We start from the raw sequence: 17,993 nt of genomic DNA, 5'->3' as shown, positions 1-17,993 counted from the left end.
GGGATTGCCGTGGGATGGGCTTCTGATCGCTGCCGTCGTGATCTTCGCGGCAGCCCTTCTGCGTGGTTATGCTGGCTTTGGCTTTTCCACCCTGCTGGTGGCGGGACTGATATTCCGCTTCCCCGCAAGCCAGATCGTACCGCTTTCCATCGCGCTGGAAATTCTCGCCTCACTCGGGCAGGCGCGGGGTATCCACAGGGATATCGACCGCCGGGCGTTGGTTTTCCTGCTTCTGGCCGGGTTTGCCGGAAATCCGATCGGTGTGGTTTTGCTCAGTCACATGCCGGATGCACCGCTGCGGATCGCCGTGCATGTCGTTATTCTCGTCGCGGTGTCCGCGCTGCTCTTTCACCCGACCCGTCCGGTGGCGCGGCAGGCGCCCGTTCTTCTGATCGCGGGGTTCGTTGCCGGGGTGGTGAATGGTGCGACGGCGCTCAGCGGTCTTGTATTGGGTCTGTTCCTGACGGCGACGGACATCGATCCACGCGCGATGCGGGCGACGATGATCGCCTATTTCTTCGTCACCGATATCTGGGCCGGTGGATTGCTGGCCATTGCGGGCCACTATGACCGCGATACTCTGGCCGCCATCCTTGCGGCAGTTCCGGTTCTGGCGCTGGGCGTCTGGCTGGGCGGTCGTGCCTTCGCGACGACGGCATCAGCACTGTTCCGGCGGCGTGTCCTCTGGCTTTTGCTGGCGCTTAGTATAGCGGGTTTGGCAATGGCCATTCTGTGATCAGCCGGACTTGGCGACAAGATAGGCGTGCAGATGGTCGAATGTGTCCATCTGCGGATAGTCGGCCTCGGGCATGTCGAGGCCGAAGCGTTTGCCAAGGGCGGTGACAAGGTTCAGGAAGTCGATGGAGTCTATGTCGAATTCTTCGCGCAGGTCGTGGCCGCGATCCACATCCTCCAAATCAATGTCTGGGGCGATGCGGCTCAGTTCGGCAATCAGGGCCGTTTCGATCTCTTCCTGGGTCATAGCGCCTCGGGGGTTTGCAGATGGGTGTCGATGGCGCGCAGGAAAAGCGCGCCGCGATGACCGTCGCTGACGCGGTGGTCGGCGGCGAGGGTGAGCGTCGTGACGGGTCGGGCGACAACTGCACCGTCCGCAACCCAAGGCGCGGGGCGGGGCGTTCCTATCCCGACGATGGCGGTCTGGGGCGGGTAGATGACGCCGTAGAGACCATCGACCCCGCGGTCTCCGAGGCTCGTCAACGTGATCGTCGCGTCCGACAATTCGCGCGCCTTGAACCGCCCGGCGCGGGTGCGCGCAATGAGGTCGCGCATCTCGGACATGAGCGTATCGAGGTCCTTGGTGCCGACGTCGAACAAAGCTGGGGCAACCAGTCCCTTGCCGCGCAGATTGATGGCAAGGCCGATATGGGCGGCATCGGAAGGTATGAAAGCGCCGTCGACGTAGCTGCCGCTGAATTCGGGATACTTCCGCAACGCCCCGGCGACGGCTTTCAGATATATCGCGGCAGGCGAAAGCCTCTCTTCGGGCGCACGGTCGGCATTGGTCCGGGCGACGAACTCTTCGACCGCGCTCAGGTCGCTTTGATGTAACAGGTAATAGTGCGGAATCTCGCGCTTCGACCGCGCCATAGCGGCGGCAATGGCGCGGCGCATGTCGGGCATTCCGGATTGGCGGGGTCCGGCCTGCACGTCGGCGTAACGGATCGTGCCGTCTGCTCTGGCGGAGATACGGCCAAGGTCGATCCCGCTTTGCGCCGCCAGTCGCCTCGCGGCGGGCGAGGCGCGGGCGCGCAGTTCCGGAAAGGGCTGTTCGGGTTGCGGCAGGTCCGGCGGTGGCAGTTCCGGGCCGGGTGGTTGCGGAAGGGGTTCCGGACGCGGGGGCGCCTCAGGGCGCGGCGGCTTCGGCACCGGGTCCTGCGGCTGCGGCGTTTCGGGTTCGCCTTGCGCCCGGATCATCGCCAGCGGAGTTCCGACCGGCACCTTTTCGCCCAGATTCACCAGCCAGTCCTCAAGCCTGCCATCTTCGAACACTTCGATTTCGATGGCGCCTTTCTGGGTCTCGACTACGGCGATGATGTCGCCGCGATGAACCTCCGTTCCGGGAGAGATGAGTTGTTCGACCAAGGTTCCGGCCTCCATATCCGCGCCGAGCGAGGGCATGAGAAACGCGCTCATGGTTTTGCCCCCATCACGGCCCTGACGGCTTCAACGATGCCCGCGGTCTGCGGGATCGCCGCCTGTTCCAGATGCGCGGCGTAAGGGATCGGCACCTCGGCGCTGCAGACCCGGGCAAGCGGCGCGTCAAGCTCCCAGAACGCCTCTTCGGCCAGCCGCATGCCGATCTCGGCGGCAAGACTGCCGGTTTTCCAGCCTTCGTCGACCATGACCGCACGGCGGGTCTTGCCGACCGATGTCAGGATTGTCGGCAGGTCGAGAGGGCGGAGCGTGCGCAGATCGATCACATCGGCCGAGATACCTTCCGCCGCCAGCACCTCGGCGGCATCGAGAGTCTTCCAGAGCGATCCGCCATAGGTGATGAGCGTGACGTCGGTCCCGTCGCGCCGGATCGCGGCGCGGTCGATATCGACGGGCCCGGCATTTTCGGCAAGCTTCCCCTCGCGGTTATAAAGCATGACGTTTTCGAAGATCAGCACCGGATCGGGGTCCTGAAGCGCGGTCCAGAGCATTCCCCGCGCGTCCTCCAGCGTCGCGGGGGCAAGAACACGCAGGCCGGGGATATGCGCGTACCAGCCTTCGAGCGAATGGGAATGTTGCGCGGCCAGTTGCCGGCCCGCACCGGTCGCCATGCGGATCACCACGGGCACGCCGAACTGGTTGTTCGACATGTGCCGGAAGGTGGCGGCGGTGTTCAGGATCTGGTCGAGCGCCAGAAGCGAGAAGTTGACCGTCATCACCTCGACAATCGGCCGCATGCCCGCGATCGCGGCCCCTATGCCGGCCCCGGTAAAGCCGGATTCGGAAAGTGGCGTGTCGCGGATGCGGTCAGGGCCGAAGCGGTCGAGAAGCCCCTTCGACACGGCATAGCATCCTCCGTAACGCCCGACATCCTCGCCCATCAGGAACACGCGGTCATCGCGCTCCATCGCGTCGGTGATCGCGGCCTTGACAGCCTCGCGGTAGGTTGTCGTAGCCGTCTTGCCGGGCGGTTCCGCGACCGGCGGGTCGGGCCGATCTGGCGACATTACAAAGCGGGTCAGGTCCGGGACGGGTTCGTCATGGCCTGCCTCGGCAAAGGCGACGGCCTCCGCGATCTCGGCATCCACCTCGCCCGTCAGGGCGGTTATCTCTTCCTCGTGCAGAAGGCCGTTTTCCAGAAGCCAGGTCTGGAAGCGGACGATGGGCCCCTTGGCCCGCCATTCCTCGACCTCTTCCTTCGGGCGGTAAAGCTGGGCGTCGAACATGGAATGCGCCCGGAAGCGATAGGTCCGGCATTCAAGAAACTGCGGCTTGCCCGTGGCTGCGATGGCCTTCAGTGCCTTGCGCGCGGCGGCCTCGACGGCGACGACATCCATCCCATCAACCACCACACTGTCGATGCCGTAGCTGCGCGCCTTGACGCTGATATCGGTCTCAGCCTCGGAAATCGCCAAAGCCGTGCCCATCGCATAGCCGTTGTTTTCACAGACGAACAGGACCGGCAGGCCCCAGAGTGCGGCGAGGTTCATCGCCTCATGAAACTCGCCCTCGGCCACCGCGCCTTCACCGAAAAAGCAGGCGGTGACGGCATCGCTGCCCTGCATCCGGTCGGCAAGCGCAAGGCCCGTGGCCAGCGGCAGGCCGCCGCCGACGATGGCGTTGCCGCCGTAGAAGTTGCGTTCGGCGCTGAAGAGATGCATCGACCCGCCGCGCCCACCCGCGCAGCCTTCGGCCTTGCCGTACATCTCGGCCAGAACCGCACCCATCGGCACGCCCCGCACCAGCGCGTGGCCATGTTCGCGGTAGGTGGCGACCAGCCTGTCCTTGGCCTCCAGCAGCGGGATGATGCCGGCGGCGATGGCCTCCTCTCCGTCATAAAGGTGCAGGAAACCGCGGATCTTCTGCTGGGTATACAGTTCGGCGCATTTGTCCTCGAAGCGCCGGATGCGGATCATCGCCTTCAGAAGCTCGCGGACATGGGCATGGTCGAGCCGGGGTTTTTCTTGGCTAACGGTCATTGTTCATCGCTTTCAAGGGTCGAGATGTCGCCTTCAGGCAGCCCGAGTTCGCGCGCCTTCAGAAGCCGGCGCATGATCTTGCCGCTGCGGGTCTTGGGCAGGTTCTTGCGGAAGACGATGTCTTTCGGGGCCACGGCAGGCCCAAGCCGCTTGCGGGCATGACCGAGCAGGTCGAGCTTCAGCTCGTCAGTCGGTTCGAAGCCGGGTTTCAGGGCGACATAGGCCTTGACCAGTTCGCCCGCCGTCTCGTCCGGTACGCCGATCACTCCGGCCTCGGCCACAGCCTCATGTTCGATCAGCGCGCTTTCGACTTCAAACGGGCCGATCAGGTGGCCCGCGCTCTTGATCAGGTCGTCGGCGCGGCCGACAAACCAGAAATAGCCGTCGGCGTCGCGCATCGCGAGGTCGCCCGACAGGTACCAGCCGTCCCGGAAACACTTCTTATAGCGCGCCTCTTCATGCAGATAGCCGCGCATCATCGACGGCCAGCCGGGGCGCAAGGCCAACTCGCCGATGGCGCCGGGTTTCGTGACCTCGGTCGCGCCCGCCTCGGTCAACTCGACGATCCCGGCCTCGATTCCCGGCAGGGGCTTGCCCATTGAGCCGGGTTTCACATCCATCGACGCATAGTTGGCGATCATGATGCCGCCGGTTTCCGTCTGCCACCAATTGTCATGGAAGGGTCGGCCGAAGACCTCGTTGGACCAGACCACCGCTTCGGGGTTCAGGGGTTCGCCGACGCTTGCCATGAAGCGCAAGGCCGAGAGGTCGCGCCCTTCGACTGCCTCCGCCCCGGCTTTCATCAGCATGCGGATCGCGGTCGGCGCGGTGTACCAGACCGTCACGGCTTCGCGCTCAAGAATGTCGTACCAGCGGCCCGCGTCGAATTCCGCCTCATCCACGATCATGGTCACGCGGTTGGTCAGGGGCGCAATGATCCCGTAGGAGGTGCCCGTGACCCAGCCTGGATCGGCGGTGCACCAGTAGATATCCCCCGGATTCAGGTCGAGCGCGAACCGGCCGGTGATGTGATGGGCGACGACGGCTTCGTGCACATGGACGACGCCCTTGGGTTTGCCGGTCGTGCCAGAGGTGAAATGCAAAAGTGCCATGTCCTCCGGGTCCATCGCTTCGGTCGCGAAATCCTCCGGGGCTGCCTGCATCAGGGGCGGAAGGGCCACGCAATCCGTCGTCTCGCCATCGGTCAGAAGGACGGTCCGCAATTCGGGTAGTCGGTCGCGCAAGCCAGCGACCTTGCGTTTATATAGCCGCGCGGTGGTGATCAGGGCGTTAGCGCCGCCGATCTCCATCCGAGCATGGATCGGTTCGGGCCCGAAGGCAGAGAAAAGCGGGCAGAAGACGCATCCTGCCTTCAGCGTGCCAAGGGCGGCGATGTAAAGATCGGGCGTGCGGCCCATCAGGGCATAGACTCCGTCGCCTTTGCCAAGGCTCTGCGCACGGAGGACGTTGGCAAAGCGGTTGGTTAGCCGTTGAAGGTCGAGATAGGTGAGATCCCGCACCACAGCGTCCTTGCCAAGCCAGCGGATCGCCGTCTGGTCGCCGTTCCCGGCAGAAACGTGCCGGTCGATGGCCTCATGGGCGATGTTCAATTTGCCATCCGGCAAGCCATCGATCAGGCAGCGCGCCGTATCCCAGGTAAAATCCGCGCGCGTCGCCTCGTAGTCCGGCATGTTGGCGCCGCGTCTGACTTTCTCGGGCTTGGTGATGCGGTCCTTTGTCATTCTCTGCCTCTATTCCTTGACATAGGGCTGGCCATCGGCGGCGGGTGCGCGGGCGCGGCCGATCAGGCCGGCCACGACGACGATGGTGGCGATGTAGGGCGCCATGGCGAGGAATTCGGACGGGATCGGCGTCTGCAGCAGCGCGAGTTTCTGCTGGAGCGAATCCGCGAATCCGAAGACAAGCGCGGCAGCGAGCGCGCCGACCGGGTGCCAGCGGCCGAAGATCATCGCGGCCAGCCCGATGAAGCCGCGCCCGCCGGTCATGCCCTCATCGAAACGGCCGACTGCGCCCAAGGTAAACCAGGCCCCGCCAAAGCCCGCGACCATGCCCGCAACGGTGACATTGATATAGCGTGTCCGATGGACGTCGATGCCGAGCGTATCGGCGGCGCGGGGATGTTCCCCCACCGCACGGGCGCGCAGACCGTAACGGGTGTAGAACAGGTAGTAGGTCGCCACAGCCACCATGATCAGCGCGCCATAGACAAAGATATTCTGTTGAAACAGCATCGGCCCGATGACCGGGATATCTCCCAGGAGCGGGATCTTCACCGCGCGGAAGACCGGGGCGTCGTTCAGGCTCCGGTATTGCTGAAAAACCTGGCTGCTAACGTATGAGGTCAGGCCGAGGACAAAGAGGTTGATCACAACGCCCGCGATGATCTGGTCCATGCGGTAGGTCACGACGAGGGCAGCGAGGATGAAGCCGAAAAGCCCGCCGATCGCCACGGCGGCGACAAGCCCGCTTACCCCGCCCATCAGTGAGCCCACCAGCGCGCCGGTAAAGGCGCCGGCCAGCAGCATCCCCTCGATGGCGATGTTTACAACTGCAACCCGTTCGGAAAGCACACCCGCGAGCCCCCCCAGGGCAATGGGCACCGCGCGCACCATCGTCGCCTGCAACATCCCGGTCAGCGAAAACGCCTTGCCCGTTGCCGCCCAGACGAGAAGCGCCATGACGGCAATTCCAAATCCCAGGCCAAGCGACAGGGCAGTCCATCGCCCGCCGCCCCGAATGAACTGGCGGGCACCGAGAAAGGCGAGAAACGCGGCGGCGATGTAGAGGAACGGCGACGATGGCACGGCGAGGTCGGGCAGCGGCAGCGCGTCGGTCGGGCGCGAGAGGCGGAACGTGGCGCTGCCGGTTGCGCCGGGTGCGAAGATGAACAGGACAAGCACCGAAAGTGCGACAAGGACGGCCCCGGCAATGCGGGCCTGACGCTCTCGCCCGGTATCAAGCTTTGTGATTTGCGGAAGGTCGGCGGCGGTGGTCATGGTCTTCGCCCTCCCGATGACGGCCTGCGGAACCCCCAGGGAAAGATGGCGCGGACCAGAAGCGGGGCGGCGACGAAGACGATGATCAGCGCCTGGATGATGCCGATGAGGTCAATGGAGACCCCGGCATCGACCTGCATCTGCCGCCCCCCGGCCTCCAGCGCACCAAAAAGAAGCCCGGCAAAGAGGACACCTACCGGATGCGACCGGCCGAGAAGGGCGACCGCGATGGCGTCAAAGCCGATCCCGGCGGAGAAACCGGGCGTCGCGCGGCCCAGCACGCCCAGCACCTGATTGGCCCCGGCAAGTCCCGCAAGCGCCCCCGCCGTGCCCATGGCCAGCACGATGACAAGGCCTGCGCGAATGCCCGCATAGCGCGCCGCATCGGCGCTTTCGCCGCTGGCACGAAACTCGAACCCGATGCGTGAACGAAAGAGCACCCACCAGACCAGCGCCACCATCGCCAGCATCAGGAAGACACCGGCATGCAATCGCAGGTTTGGGTCGATGAAGCTCAGCAGGCGCGGCAGTTCGGCAGCTTCGGGCACGGATCTGGAAATCGGATCGGCGCGACCCTCCTTCTGGATCGCAGGCATGCGCAGCATGTAGTCCAGAAGCCGATAGGAAATGAGGTTCAGCATGATGGTCGAAATCACCTCATGCGCGCCCGTCGCCGCACGTAGCCAGCCAGCGATCGAGGCATATAGCGCGCCCGCCAGCGCGCCGACCAGAAGCGCCAGCGGCAGGTGAATCGCGGCAGGCAGTCCCGACAGGGCAAAACCCGCGATCACCGCCGCCATGCCGCCCATCAGCAGCTGCCCCTCGGCCCCGATGTTGAAAAGCCCCGCCCTGAAGCCGAGCGCGAGGCCGAGTCCGGCAAGGACCAGCGGAATGGCGGCGGTCAGGGTTTCAGAAAGCGCGTTCAGCGACCCGAGCGAACCGCGCGCCAACGCGATGTAGGAGTGCCCGATCGTGGCTATGTCGACATTCGTCGCCAGCATCGTCAGCGCGCCAAGGACCAGTGCGACAATGACGGCGAAAAGGGGCACGATCACCAGATCCTCGACCTCGCTCCGGCCCCAGACCGGGCGTTCCAGAAGAGCCTTCATGTCACGCCCGCTCATGCCGCCGCCCCCGCCATGGCAAGACCGATGGCGCCCTTGTCGACCGGCCCTGCGGCGGCGTCGAATTCGGCCACGACCCGGCCCTTGAACATCACCAGGATCCGGTCCGCGAGCGACAGGATCTCATCCAGCTCGGATGAGATCATCAGCACGCCGTCTCCGGTGTCGCGCGCCTCGATCAGGCGTTTGTGGATGTATTCGATGGACCCCACGTCGAGCCCCCGGGTGGGTTGCCCGGCGATGGCCAGAAGCGTATCCCGCGACAGCTCCCGCGCCACGACCAGCTTCTGCTGGTTGCCGCCCGAAAGGTGCCCGGCGGCGGAATAGACCGACGGCGTGCGCACATCGAAATCCATGACGGCTTCGGCCGCCTTCTCGGCGACATGGTCCCACATGACCGACGGGCCGCGGCTGAACCGGTCGTCATAGTAGGTGTCGAGCACCATGTTCTCGGCCACCGTGAATTTCGGGATCAGGCCGCTTTTTTGCCGGTCCTCGGGAATATGGGCGATGCCCGCGCGGTGGCGCGCACGGACCGAGGCATGGGTGATGTCGGCTCCGTCAAAGGTCACCGTGCCACCGGCCACGCGGCGCAGACCGGTCAAAGCCTCGATCAGTGCCGACTGGCCATTACCTTGCACTCCCGCAATACCGACAATCTCTCCACTGTGGACGGTCAGGTTCAGGTGATCGACGGCCACCGCATCGTCGTCGCGCAGCACGGTAAGGTCGCGCACCTCAAGAAGCGCGCGGCCCGGACTGAATGGCGTCTTGGTTACATCGAAGCTGACGGGCCGACCGACCATCATCTCGGCAAGCGTTTTAGGTGTCAGGTCGGCGGGCCTGCCTTCACCGGTGATGCGCCCGCCCCTGATCACCGCGATCCGGTCAGAGATGTCGAGGATTTCGTTCAGCTTGTGGGTGATGAAGACCAGAGCCTTTCCGGCATCCCGCAGGGCCCGGATCACCGCAAAGAAATCCTCGACCTCCTGCGGGGTCAGGACCGCTGTCGGCTCATCCAGGATCAGGACATCGGCGGCGCGGAAGAGGACCTTGATGATCTCCACCCGCTGCTGAACGCCGACCGGCAGGGTTTCGACCAGAGTGTCGGGATCGACCTCCAGCCCGTATTTCCGGCTGATTGCGGCGACTTCGGCGCTGGCCTTCGCCCGGTCAAGCCGGTCAAGACGCCCGACCGGCTCAACCCCCAGCACGACGTTCTCGGCGACGGTAAAGACCGGCACCAGCATGAAATGCTGATGGACCATGCCGATTCCGGCGCGGATCGCATCGGCCGGGCTGGCGAACGCGACCGGTTTGCCATCGATCAGGATTTCACCTTCGTTCGGGCGGTAAAGGCCGCAAAGCACGTTCATCAAAGTGGACTTGCCCGCGCCGTTTTCACCGAGAAGCCCCAGCACCTCGCCTGCGCGGACCCGGAGGTTCACACCCTCGTTGGCGACAACCTCGCCGAACCGTTTGGTGATGCCGCGAAGCTCGATATCCATCGCCTGTCCCCTAACCTGTCAGGGGCTGACATCTATGCTGCCGTCGATGATGCCCTGCCGGATCGCGGCCAGCTCGGCCTTCAGCGCATCGGGCACGTCGCCCTCCATGTCATGGAACGGGGCGAGGTCGACGCCGCCATTGGCCAGCGTGCCGGTGAGGATGCCACCCTCGAACGTGCCATCCGTCACCGCCTTGATCACCTGAAGCACCGTCGCATCCATGCGTTTGGTGATCGAGGTCAGGTAGACATGCTTCTTCGCCGGGTCAGTGAAATAGAGGTCCGCATCGACGCCGATGATCTTTAGCTTGTCGGTGCCTAGTTCATCGGCCAGCGCGGCCGAGCCGAGCCCGACAGGCCCAGCGACAGGCAGCACGATATCGGCACCTTCGTCGTAAAGGTTCTGGGCAAAGGCGCGACCGTCGTCGAGCGAGTCGAAGTTGTTGGTGAACAGACCCTCGCGCGTGATCGGGTCCCAGCCGAGGACGGTGACAGCGGTGCCCTTCTGGCTGTTGTAGTAACTGACGCCGTGATGAAAGCCGTCCATGAAGATCGTCACTGGCGGGATGTTGATCCCGCCGAAAACGCCGAGGGCCCCGGTTTGCGTCATCCCGGCTGCAAGATAGCCTGCCAGGAACGCAGCCTCATCCGTCGCATAGACCTGACCCAGCACGTTCGGAAGGGCTGGATCGTAGGAAAAATCGACGATGGAAAATTTCTGATCGGGGTTCTGCTCGGCCGCGGTCTTGGTCGCGTCGCCGAGCAGGAACCCCACGGTAATGATCACGTCGCAGGCTCCGCCGAGCAGCGAGTTGATATTCGCCTCATAGTCCGTTTCGGCCTGGGATTCGAGGAACCGGCCCGTAACGCCCAGTTCGGCTTGGGCATCCTCGACGCCCTTCCAGGCCGTCTGGTTGAAACTGTTGTCGTCGATACCGCCGGTATCGGTGACCTGACATGCGGTAAAGGCCCCCGCCGAAACGGCGGATACGGCCAAGAGGGCGGCGGCAGTCGCGGACTGGCGCAAGAATGGGGCGAAGGTCTTCATGGCGATCTCCTTCCAATGCGATGCCGAACCGGCATCCGGGCGTTCCTGCTGTTCTGAGCGTAGTTCATGGCAATGATCCTCTGCATTGACGGCAATCAGTCGGCCGTCTTCGGAGTAGTGCGCAACGCCGCCACACGGACCATCGCGGCGAGGATCGCGCGCGGCAGTGCAGGTCCCCGGCCGATCCCGATCAGAAGGTCATCGTCCAGCGTGTCCGACCGGCGCAGCGTGCAGGTCCAGTGCCCGTCAGTGTCATTGGTGCGGCCCTTCAGGCTGATCGACCAGTCCGGCAAGGCGAGGTCGACAAGGTGGATCACTTCGTCGCTGGACTGGATCGCCGGCATCCGGTCGGCGGGCCACCTGTCCTTCACCGGAACAAGCGGCCGGATCAGCGCAAGCACGGCTGCGGCGGTTTCGGGGCTGAGATCGGCCGGGCCTTCCAGCGCGGCGGCCAGCGGTTCGAAATCTGCTCTGGTCATCATTCCCTCCGGGTCTTCGGTGAAGTTTAGCGGGGCCGGGGCAGGACCGACTGAGCAGGATCAATTCGTATGGGCTTTGTTGCGGGATACTTGGCCAGAAGAAGATGAGGACGACATGGCCAAGACGCTCGGACCGGAACCTCTGCCCGCCGCGAAGCTCTCGGCACAGGTCAAGGCCGAGGATTTCACATTCACAACCAGCGCCGAACTGCGCGAAAGCGGCTGGATCGGACAGGACCGGGCGCTGGGTGCGATCCGCATGGCGGCAGAGATGCGGCATGGTGATTTCAACGCGTTTGTACTTGGAAATCCCGGCAGCGGGCGGCGCAGAATGACGAGGGCGATCCTGTCCGAAGCAGCAATGAACCGGCCCCGCCCCGCCGACTGGGTCTATGTCAACAACTTCGGCGCCCCTCACAAGCCGGTGGCGATCAAGCTTCCCGCGGGGATGGGAACGGCATTCCGCAAGGCGATGGAGGATCTGATCGACGAACTGGCGAACGACATTCCGGCCTTGTTCGACTCCGAAGACTACCAGACCCGCAGGCGCGGTATCGAGCAAAGCTATTCCGAAGAGCACGAAGCAGAGATGAGCAAGGTCTTCGAGCAGGCCCGCGCCCGCGACGTTGCCATTCTGCGCACACCGATGGGGTTCACCGTCGTCGGCACCCGTGATGGCGAAGTAATGACGCCCGAGAAGCGCCGGAGCCTGAGCGACGACGAACAGGCCGCGATCGACGCGGCGGTCGATGAGACCGAGCAGGAGCTGGCGGCAGCGCTGAAGGCGGTGCCGGGCCGTGAAAAGCAGCACCGCCGCGAGGTTGAGGACCTGAACTACGCGATGGCGACCGGCGGTGTTGATGTTGCCATCCGCACGCTGCGCGAGGCATTTTCCGGCATCCGAGCGGTGCAGGATTACCTCGACGCGGTGCGCGGCGACCTGATCGAGAATGCCGAGATCTTCCTGGTCCGCGAGGATGGCGCCGAGGCAGGACCGTTCCCCGTCGCAACCACCCGCCACTACGCCAAGCCGCGGTTCCAACGGTACACGGTCAATGTCATCGTCGCGCAGGACGGGGATGGCGCGACGGGCGCGCCCGTGATCGAGGAAGAGCTGCCGACGCTCGCCAATCTGATAGGACGGATCGAATTTGCTTCGGAAATGGGCGCGTTGGTGACCAACTTCACCATGATCAAACCCGGTGCCCTGCACCGCGCCAATGGTGGATTTCTCATTCTGGACGCGCGTCAGGTCCTGTCCGAACCTCTGGCCTGGGACGCGCTGAAACGCTGCCTCAGAACCCGCGAGATCGCGATCTATTCCCCCGCCGAACGGTTCAGTCTTATTTCCACCGTCTCGCTGGCGCCTGATCCGGTACCACTCGACCTGCGGGTGATCATGGTGGGCGAACGGATTTTCTACTATCTGCTTGCCGCGCTCGATCCCGACTTTACCCAGCTTTTCAAGCTTGAGGCTGATTTCAACGACCACATCGCGGTGAGTGCGGATGGTCCTGCGGCCTATGCGGCAATGATCGCGGGGATCGCGCGGGATGGTGGTCTGAGGCCACTCGACCCCCCGGCGATGGCATGGGTCTTTCACGAAAGCCACCGCATGACGGATGATGCCGGGCGGTTGTCGCTGGGTCTTGACCATCTTTCCGATCTCCTGCGCGAAGCGGATTTCTGGGCCGGTGCCGAAGGGCGCGACGTGATCGGGGCCGGGGCGGTCGAAAAAGCGGTGAGTGAGCGTGAGTTCCGCGCCGGGCGGCTGCGTGAGCTTGGCGCGGATGCGATCCTGCGCGAAACGCTGATGATCGACACAGATGGCGCTCGGGTCGGTCAGATCAACGCCCTTTCGGTGCTGGAGATCGGCGGCACCCGCTTTGGCCGGCCGTCCCGGCTGACCGCGCGGACCCGGCTCGGCACCGGCAAGGTTGTCGATATTGAGCGCGAGACCGAACTTGGCGGCCCCATTCATTCCAAGGGTATGCTGATCCTTCAGGGCTATCTCGCGGCGGCCTATGCCACCGATGCGCCGATGTCCCTTTGGGCCAGTCTTGTATTCGAACAGAGTTACGGCGGCGTCGATGGCGACAGCGCCTCTGCTGCCGAACTGCTCGCGTTAATCTCGTCGCTTTCGGATACACCCATCGACCAGTCGCTGGCGATCACCGGGTCGGTCAACCAGTTCGGCGACATCCAGGCGATCGGCGGGGTGAACGAAAAGATCGAAGGGTTCTTTGATATCTGCGCGGCGCGCGGCCTGACCGGGCGGCAGGGCGTGCTGATCCCCGCAGCCAATGTCAAGCATCTGTCGCTGCGCCTCCGTGTGATCGAGGCGGTGGAGGCGGGACAATTCCGCATCCTGCCGATGCGAAGCATCGCCGACGGGATCGAGGCCCTGACCGGCTTCGTTGCGGGCGAGCGCGGAGAGGACGGCGTCTATCCCGAAGGCAGCGTGAACCGTCGCACCGAAGACCGGCTTCGCGCCTTCGCCGAAAAGCGTAAGGCCTTTGGCCGGTTGGGAAAGGAGGCGAAGGCGGATGTCTGAGACCGCTTCACCTCATGCCCGCGTGATCCTGAGTGCCACCTGTTATGCCGATGCCGAGGCGGCACTGCATCTGGCCGTTCTTCTGGCGCGGACGGCGGGCGCCGGTCTGCACGGGATTCTGGTAAGCGATGAAACGATCCTTTCCGCCGCCGCGCATCCCCATGCGCGGGCGGTTTCGTTCTCCGGGCAGGCGGTGACACAGGTGACGGTCGAGACGATGCACGCCGCCTTCCGCGCCGATGCGCGGCTGTTCCAAAAGCGGCTGACCGAGGCGGCGCAGAAGGCGGTGCTGGAGACCAGCTTCAGTGCCATCCGCGGTCGGATGATGGCGGTTCTGGCGCGGTCCGCGGAGGCCCGGGATATCATTGTTATTGGGTTCCGCCGGTCGATCAAGGATGGCGACGCCTTGGTGCTGGTCCTTGGCGACCGTGATGCCGGGCACGATCAACTGGCGTTCGCGCTGCAACTTTCGGCACTCACCCGCAAACGTCTTATCGTCTTCGCCACGCCACGGCGGGAAGGAGAGGTGGTGGCCATCCTCGCCCGCCAACGAGGCAACTTGCACGAATACCGCCCCTATCTCGGGACCGCCAACCTGCTGCGGGAGCTTGAGCGGATGAGCCCTGCCGCCGTGATCATCGCGACAGGGCAGGAGGAGGTGCCCCCCGTCGGAGCCCTGATCAACGCCGCGCGCTGTCCAGTGGTTCTCACCGGTCCTGCGGCGGATGGGGTGTGAAGATGTGGCATAAGTCGGGATTATGAGATCAATAGGGGGTGGTCGAGTCATGCGCTACCGCGATCGCAGGGAAGCAGGAGAGAGGCTGGCAAGGGAATTTGCGGGCCTCCATCTGGCCAATCCCGTGGTTCTCGCCCTTCCCCGGGGAGGCGTTCCCGTCGCCTATGAGGTTGCACGGGCGTTGGCTGCTCCGCTCGATTTGGTGATGGTCCGCAAGATCGGCGTGCCATCCCAACCGGAACTCGCGGCTGGGGCCGTGGTCAACGGCGCCAATCCCGAGATCGTGGTGAATGAGGACATCGCCCGCCAGACAAGACTGTCTCATGCAGATATCGAACGCCTGGCCGAAGCGCAGCTGGACCTGATCCGTGATCGCAGACGGCTTTATCTGAGGGGGCGTGCGCAGATACCGCTGAAGGATCGCACCGTCATCATCGTTGACGATGGCATCGCCACCGGCGCCACGATGCGGGCTGCGGTCAAAGCGGTGCGGCGGCATGGGCCTGCGCGGATCGTCCTTGCGGTACCGGTCGCGGCCCCCGATACGCTTGAAGAGATGCGCAGTGAGGTCGATCTGGTGATCTGTCCGAACGTGCCAGCCTATCTTGGTGCCATCGGGGCCTTCTATGCGGTGTTCGATCAGACGTCGGATGATGAGGTCATCCGGCTTCTCGATGCGACCGCCGGGCCGCCTGCTTCAGCGCGATAACGGTGATCAGGGGGCCGATCACCTCGAAGACGACGGTGCTGGCGATGGTGACCGCGAGGATCGTCTCGGCCTTGTCCGGAAAGTGTTCGCCCGCGATCAGCGCCATGCCGATGGCGACACCCGCCTGCGGCATCAGCGCAAGGCCGACAAGCCGCCCCTCACGCCCGGGTAGACCGGCAATCGCACCGCCGATCCAGCCGCCCAGGATACGGGAACCAGCACGCAACGAAATATACGCCGCCCCGGCCAGGCCCAGACCCCCAAGCGATCCGGGGTCGAGCGACGCGCCCGCCATCACGAAAAGAAGCAGCATGAACGGCCATTCGATCCGCTCGATTTCGTGAAAGGGCCGGTCGTGATGACGGGCGAAGTGGACGATGACGATGCCGCAGACCATGCCGGTCAGCAGGAAGGGCAGGCCCAGATAGATCGACAATCCGGTGCAAAGAAAGACAAGGCCAAGCGCCTCCATCAGCGTCGGCTCCCCGGGTTTGAGGCGGCCGGTCAGATAGGCGGCGGGCAGGCCGATTGCCGCGCCAAGCGCGACGGAGCCGCCAAGCTCCACCAGCGCCCGGAAGAAGGGTTCGGGCGTCGACCCGCCCATGACCACTTCGGCAAGCAGCATGAGAAGGCTGAACAACAGGATGCCCCAGGCATCGTCGATGGCCACGATGCCAAGAAGGTTGGTCGCGAACCGCCCCTTCGCGCCGACGGACCGGATCACCTCATGCGTTGCCGCCGGATCCGTCGCCGCCGCGAGACCCGCGAGCATCAGCGCCAGAACGCTGTCTCCGGTCAGAAGCCAGATCCCCGCCCCGACGCTGACCGCCGAGGTCAGGACCACAGCCACCGACAGCGCCATGATCTCGCGCCCGTGGGCACGCAGCGTGTCGGGCTTGAGCCTGCCGCCCAGTAGGAACGCGACCATGGTCAGCGCGGTCGGCGCGACCGCGTCGTCGGTGCCCGCCAGAGCGGTCGGCAAAAGGTCAAGTCCGGGTGGACCGATCGCCACGCCGAAGAGGACCAGAAGCGTGACCCGCGGTACATGGACCCGGCGGCCAAGCGCATCGATGGCGATACTGGCGAGGAACAAGGCGCCGATGGCCAGAAGGGTAAGCGCCTCGTCCATCACCTCAACCCCATTGGTCTGCAAGTGCGCGCAGCACGTCGGCCCGGCTGATCTGCCCGACAAGCCGCCCTTCCTGCATCACCGGAAACCGCCGGTAGTTGCTTTGCAGGAACGACTCGGCCGCCGCGACAATATCGAGACCGGCATCGAGTGTGTGGACATCCGTGCTCATGTAACTGGCGACGCTGTCACCCCAGTTCTGATAGTAGCTCGCGTTGAGCGCGGCGCGCAGGCAATCCTTTTTCGACAGAACGCCGACCAATTGGGCATCGTCGTCCAACACAGGTGCGCCGGAGATTTTGTGGTTGAGCAGCAGATGCAGCGCGCGGTTGATCTCCATGTCCGGGGTCAAGGTCACAAGATCGCGGGCCATGTAATCGGCGATGTTCGGGCGGTCAGTCATGATCCTTCCCTTCCATCTTCTGACGGCGGCAGGCCGTGCAGGAAGCGCCCGGAATACAAGTGAGGCCGACGCAGGAACCGGCCGGAGGGCGACGCCCGAAGACTGGACCGATGCCGAGCCCCGCAAGGGCGAGAAGAAGAATGCCAAGCGTGGCGAGGAAGGTGGTCATCGGATGCTCCTACCTGACGATATGGCGCGCGAAGGTGCCGGTCATGGCTTCCTGAACTGCCGGGCCTGTCCCGGTCAGGAACAGCGCGTCGATGCCCCGCGCCCGGGCAAGGTCCGGTCCGGCCTCTGACCCAAGCACCAGAAGCGCGGTCGCAAGCGCGTCGGCCCGTTCCGCCGTTTCGGCCAGGACTGAGGCCGAGGCGAGGTTCGGCGCGGCGGGCCGTGCGGTTCCGGGATCGATGACATGGCTCAATCCCAGACGGGGGAAGCCGTTCGCCGCATGGCCCGAGGTGGCCAGCGCTTTACTGCCGAGTTTCAGGACGCGCTGCGCTGCACCGCCGCCGGGGGCTTCCACCGCGACCAGCCAGTCGCGGCCTTCGGGATGGTGGCCCCGGCAGGCGATCTCTCCGCCAAGCTCGATCAGGAAATCGGTGTGCCCAAGCGTCGTGAGTGCCGCGACCATGCGATCGAGCGCATAGCCCTTGGCGATGCCGCACAGGTCGATCGTCAGATCCGGCACGGCCTTGCGGATGGCATCCGGGCTGGTATGCAGACCCGCAGGATTGCCCGCCCCCGGCCCCACAATCGGGCCGAAACCGTAGCGCCGGACCAGCGGTCCGATAGTCGGGTCGAAAGCGCCGCCACTCAACCGTGTGATGTCCAGCGCGACGCTGAGCGTATGGGCCAGCATCGGCTCAACCTGCTGCCAGCCCGTGTCGCGCGACCGGTTGAACCGGGTCAGGCCAGAATCCGTGCGATAGGGCGACATCGCCGCATCGACCGCCGCGATTTCTTCCATCAGAGTACGCCGCGCCGTGATGGCGTCGATCCCGCCCGGCAGAACCGCATGCCAGCTGCTGCCGAAGGCAGGCCCGGCGATCTTTGTTGCCGCTTGTGCGGCCCGGGCGGGCAGGACCGCGCCGGCGAGCGCCGATATGAGGAACAGGCGACGGGTCAGGTCCATG

The 17,993-nt window shown here is 64.7% G+C and carries 17 protein-coding genes; 4 read left to right on the top strand and 13 right to left on the bottom strand.

Features of this window, described 5'->3' with window-relative positions; all coding sequences use genetic code 11:
- Window positions 1-4 precede the first annotated feature (4 nt).
- The gene (locus tag QKW60_RS16935; protein ID WP_282370402.1) at window positions 5-736 is read left to right on the top strand and encodes a sulfite exporter TauE/SafE family protein; all 732 of its coding nucleotides are present in this window, start codon (window positions 5-7) and stop codon (window positions 734-736) included.
- Here QKW60_RS16935 and QKW60_RS16930 read toward each other — a convergent pair whose 3' ends face one another.
- From QKW60_RS16930 to QKW60_RS16890, 9 genes are all read right to left on the bottom strand, one after another.
- Entirely contained in the window at window positions 737-982 is a 246-nt protein-coding gene (locus QKW60_RS16930; RefSeq protein ID WP_282370401.1) for an acyl carrier protein, read from the bottom strand.
- Window positions 979-2,154 (bottom strand): dihydrolipoamide acetyltransferase family protein, encoded by a 1,176-nt coding sequence (locus QKW60_RS16925; RefSeq protein WP_282370400.1) that lies wholly within the window; start codon window positions 2,152-2,154, stop codon window positions 979-981. Before QKW60_RS16925 ends, QKW60_RS16930 begins: the two co-directional genes overlap by 4 nt.
- On the bottom strand, window positions 2,151-4,154 hold the full coding sequence (gene pdhA, locus QKW60_RS16920; protein ID WP_282370398.1) for a pyruvate dehydrogenase (acetyl-transferring) E1 component subunit alpha: 2,004 nt from the start codon (window positions 4,152-4,154) through the stop codon (window positions 2,151-2,153). Before pdhA ends, QKW60_RS16925 begins: the two co-directional genes overlap by 4 nt.
- Complete coding sequence (gene acsA, locus QKW60_RS16915; protein WP_282370397.1) at window positions 4,151-5,896, bottom strand: acetate--CoA ligase; 1,746 nt, start codon at window positions 5,894-5,896, stop codon at window positions 4,151-4,153. Before acsA ends, pdhA begins: the two co-directional genes overlap by 4 nt.
- A 9-nt stretch (window positions 5,897-5,905) precedes the next feature.
- Entirely contained in the window at window positions 5,906-7,171 is a 1,266-nt protein-coding gene (locus QKW60_RS16910; RefSeq protein WP_282370396.1) for an ABC transporter permease, read from the bottom strand.
- A complete protein-coding gene (locus QKW60_RS16905) occupies window positions 7,168-8,295 on the bottom strand; it encodes an ABC transporter permease (RefSeq protein WP_282370394.1) in 1,128 nt (375 codons plus the stop codon). Before QKW60_RS16905 ends, QKW60_RS16910 begins: the two co-directional genes overlap by 4 nt.
- Entirely contained in the window at window positions 8,292-9,803 is a 1,512-nt protein-coding gene (locus tag QKW60_RS16900) for an ABC transporter ATP-binding protein (protein WP_282370393.1), read from the bottom strand. The genes QKW60_RS16905 and QKW60_RS16900 overlap by 4 nt, the downstream gene beginning before the upstream one ends.
- 18 nt (window positions 9,804-9,821) lie before the next feature.
- Window positions 9,822-10,850, bottom strand: coding sequence for a BMP family lipoprotein (locus QKW60_RS16895; RefSeq protein WP_282370391.1), 1,029 nt, complete (start codon window positions 10,848-10,850; stop codon window positions 9,822-9,824).
- Window positions 10,851-10,945: 95 nt separating this feature from the next.
- A complete protein-coding gene (locus tag QKW60_RS16890) occupies window positions 10,946-11,329 on the bottom strand; it encodes a hypothetical protein (protein ID WP_282370389.1) in 384 nt (127 codons plus the stop codon).
- Window positions 11,330-11,444: 115 nt separating this feature from the next.
- Between QKW60_RS16890 and QKW60_RS16885 the strand changes: the two genes are divergently transcribed.
- The 3 genes from QKW60_RS16885 to QKW60_RS16875 are packed head-to-tail and all read left to right on the top strand — an operon-like array spanning window position 11,445 to window position 15,328.
- A complete protein-coding gene (locus QKW60_RS16885; protein ID WP_282370388.1) occupies window positions 11,445-13,883 on the top strand; it encodes a Lon protease family protein in 2,439 nt (812 codons plus the stop codon).
- The gene (locus QKW60_RS16880) at window positions 13,876-14,619 is read left to right on the top strand and encodes a hypothetical protein (RefSeq protein ID WP_282370386.1); all 744 of its coding nucleotides are present in this window, start codon (window positions 13,876-13,878) and stop codon (window positions 14,617-14,619) included. The genes QKW60_RS16885 and QKW60_RS16880 overlap by 8 nt, the downstream gene beginning before the upstream one ends.
- 49 nt (window positions 14,620-14,668) lie before the next feature.
- The gene (locus QKW60_RS16875; protein ID WP_282370384.1) at window positions 14,669-15,328 is read left to right on the top strand and encodes a phosphoribosyltransferase; all 660 of its coding nucleotides are present in this window, start codon (window positions 14,669-14,671) and stop codon (window positions 15,326-15,328) included.
- Here the strand turns inward: QKW60_RS16875 and QKW60_RS16870 are convergent.
- Genes QKW60_RS16870 through QKW60_RS16855 form a run of 4 tightly spaced genes read right to left on the bottom strand, consistent with a single transcriptional unit; the run spans window position 15,279 to window position 17,992 of the window.
- On the bottom strand, window positions 15,279-16,457 hold the full coding sequence (locus QKW60_RS16870) for a cation:proton antiporter (protein ID WP_282370382.1): 1,179 nt from the start codon (window positions 16,455-16,457) through the stop codon (window positions 15,279-15,281). The genes QKW60_RS16875 and QKW60_RS16870 overlap by 50 nt on opposite strands.
- Window positions 16,458-16,461: 4 nt before the next feature.
- Window positions 16,462-16,860 carry a CBS domain-containing protein gene (locus tag QKW60_RS16865; protein ID WP_282370380.1) on the bottom strand — a complete coding sequence of 133 codons (399 nt, stop codon included), beginning with the start codon at window positions 16,858-16,860 and terminating at the stop codon, window positions 16,462-16,464.
- Window positions 16,853-17,029: a hypothetical protein gene (locus QKW60_RS16860; RefSeq protein ID WP_282370379.1), complete on the bottom strand. Its 177-nt coding sequence runs from the start codon at window positions 17,027-17,029 to the stop codon at window positions 16,853-16,855. The genes QKW60_RS16865 and QKW60_RS16860 overlap by 8 nt, the downstream gene beginning before the upstream one ends.
- A 9-nt stretch (window positions 17,030-17,038) precedes the next feature.
- Window positions 17,039-17,992 carry an FAD:protein FMN transferase gene (locus QKW60_RS16855; RefSeq protein ID WP_282370377.1) on the bottom strand — a complete coding sequence of 318 codons (954 nt, stop codon included), beginning with the start codon at window positions 17,990-17,992 and terminating at the stop codon, window positions 17,039-17,041.
- Window position 17,993: the final 1 nt, after the last annotated feature.

Source organism: Albidovulum aestuarii (assembly GCF_029961185.1).
Lineage (GTDB): Bacteria > Pseudomonadota > Alphaproteobacteria > Rhodobacterales > Rhodobacteraceae > Albidovulum > Albidovulum aestuarii.
This window is presented reverse-complemented; position numbering and strand designations above follow the sequence as displayed.

Coding starts and splice junctions, on each gene's coding strand:
- QKW60_RS16900 (WP_282370393.1), bottom strand. CDS start 9,803: ATGGATATCGAGCTTCGCGGCATCACCAAACGGTTCGGCGAGGTTGTC.
- QKW60_RS16865 (WP_282370380.1), bottom strand. CDS start 16,860: ATGACTGACCGCCCGAACATCGCCGATTACATGGCCCGCGATCTTGTG.
- QKW60_RS16895 (WP_282370391.1), bottom strand. CDS start 10,850: ATGAAGACCTTCGCCCCATTCTTGCGCCAGTCCGCGACTGCCGCCGCC.
- QKW60_RS16910 (WP_282370396.1), bottom strand. CDS start 7,171: ATGACCACCGCCGCCGACCTTCCGCAAATCACAAAGCTTGATACCGGG.
- QKW60_RS16925 (WP_282370400.1), bottom strand. CDS start 2,154: ATGAGCGCGTTTCTCATGCCCTCGCTCGGCGCGGATATGGAGGCCGGA.
- QKW60_RS16890 (WP_282370389.1), bottom strand. CDS start 11,329: ATGACCAGAGCAGATTTCGAACCGCTGGCCGCCGCGCTGGAAGGCCCG.
- QKW60_RS16885 (WP_282370388.1), top strand. CDS start 11,445: ATGGCCAAGACGCTCGGACCGGAACCTCTGCCCGCCGCGAAGCTCTCG.
- QKW60_RS16860 (WP_282370379.1), bottom strand. CDS start 17,029: ATGACCACCTTCCTCGCCACGCTTGGCATTCTTCTTCTCGCCCTTGCG.
- QKW60_RS16875 (WP_282370384.1), top strand. CDS start 14,669: ATGCGCTACCGCGATCGCAGGGAAGCAGGAGAGAGGCTGGCAAGGGAA.
- QKW60_RS16880 (WP_282370386.1), top strand. CDS start 13,876: ATGTCTGAGACCGCTTCACCTCATGCCCGCGTGATCCTGAGTGCCACC.
- QKW60_RS16905 (WP_282370394.1), bottom strand. CDS start 8,295: ATGAGCGGGCGTGACATGAAGGCTCTTCTGGAACGCCCGGTCTGGGGC.
- QKW60_RS16870 (WP_282370382.1), bottom strand. CDS start 16,457: ATGGACGAGGCGCTTACCCTTCTGGCCATCGGCGCCTTGTTCCTCGCC.
- pdhA (WP_282370398.1), bottom strand. CDS start 4,154: ATGACCGTTAGCCAAGAAAAACCCCGGCTCGACCATGCCCATGTCCGC.
- QKW60_RS16855 (WP_282370377.1), bottom strand. CDS start 17,992: ATGGACCTGACCCGTCGCCTGTTCCTCATATCGGCGCTCGCCGGCGCG.
- QKW60_RS16930 (WP_282370401.1), bottom strand. CDS start 982: ATGACCCAGGAAGAGATCGAAACGGCCCTGATTGCCGAACTGAGCCGC.
- acsA (WP_282370397.1), bottom strand. CDS start 5,896: ATGACAAAGGACCGCATCACCAAGCCCGAGAAAGTCAGACGCGGCGCC.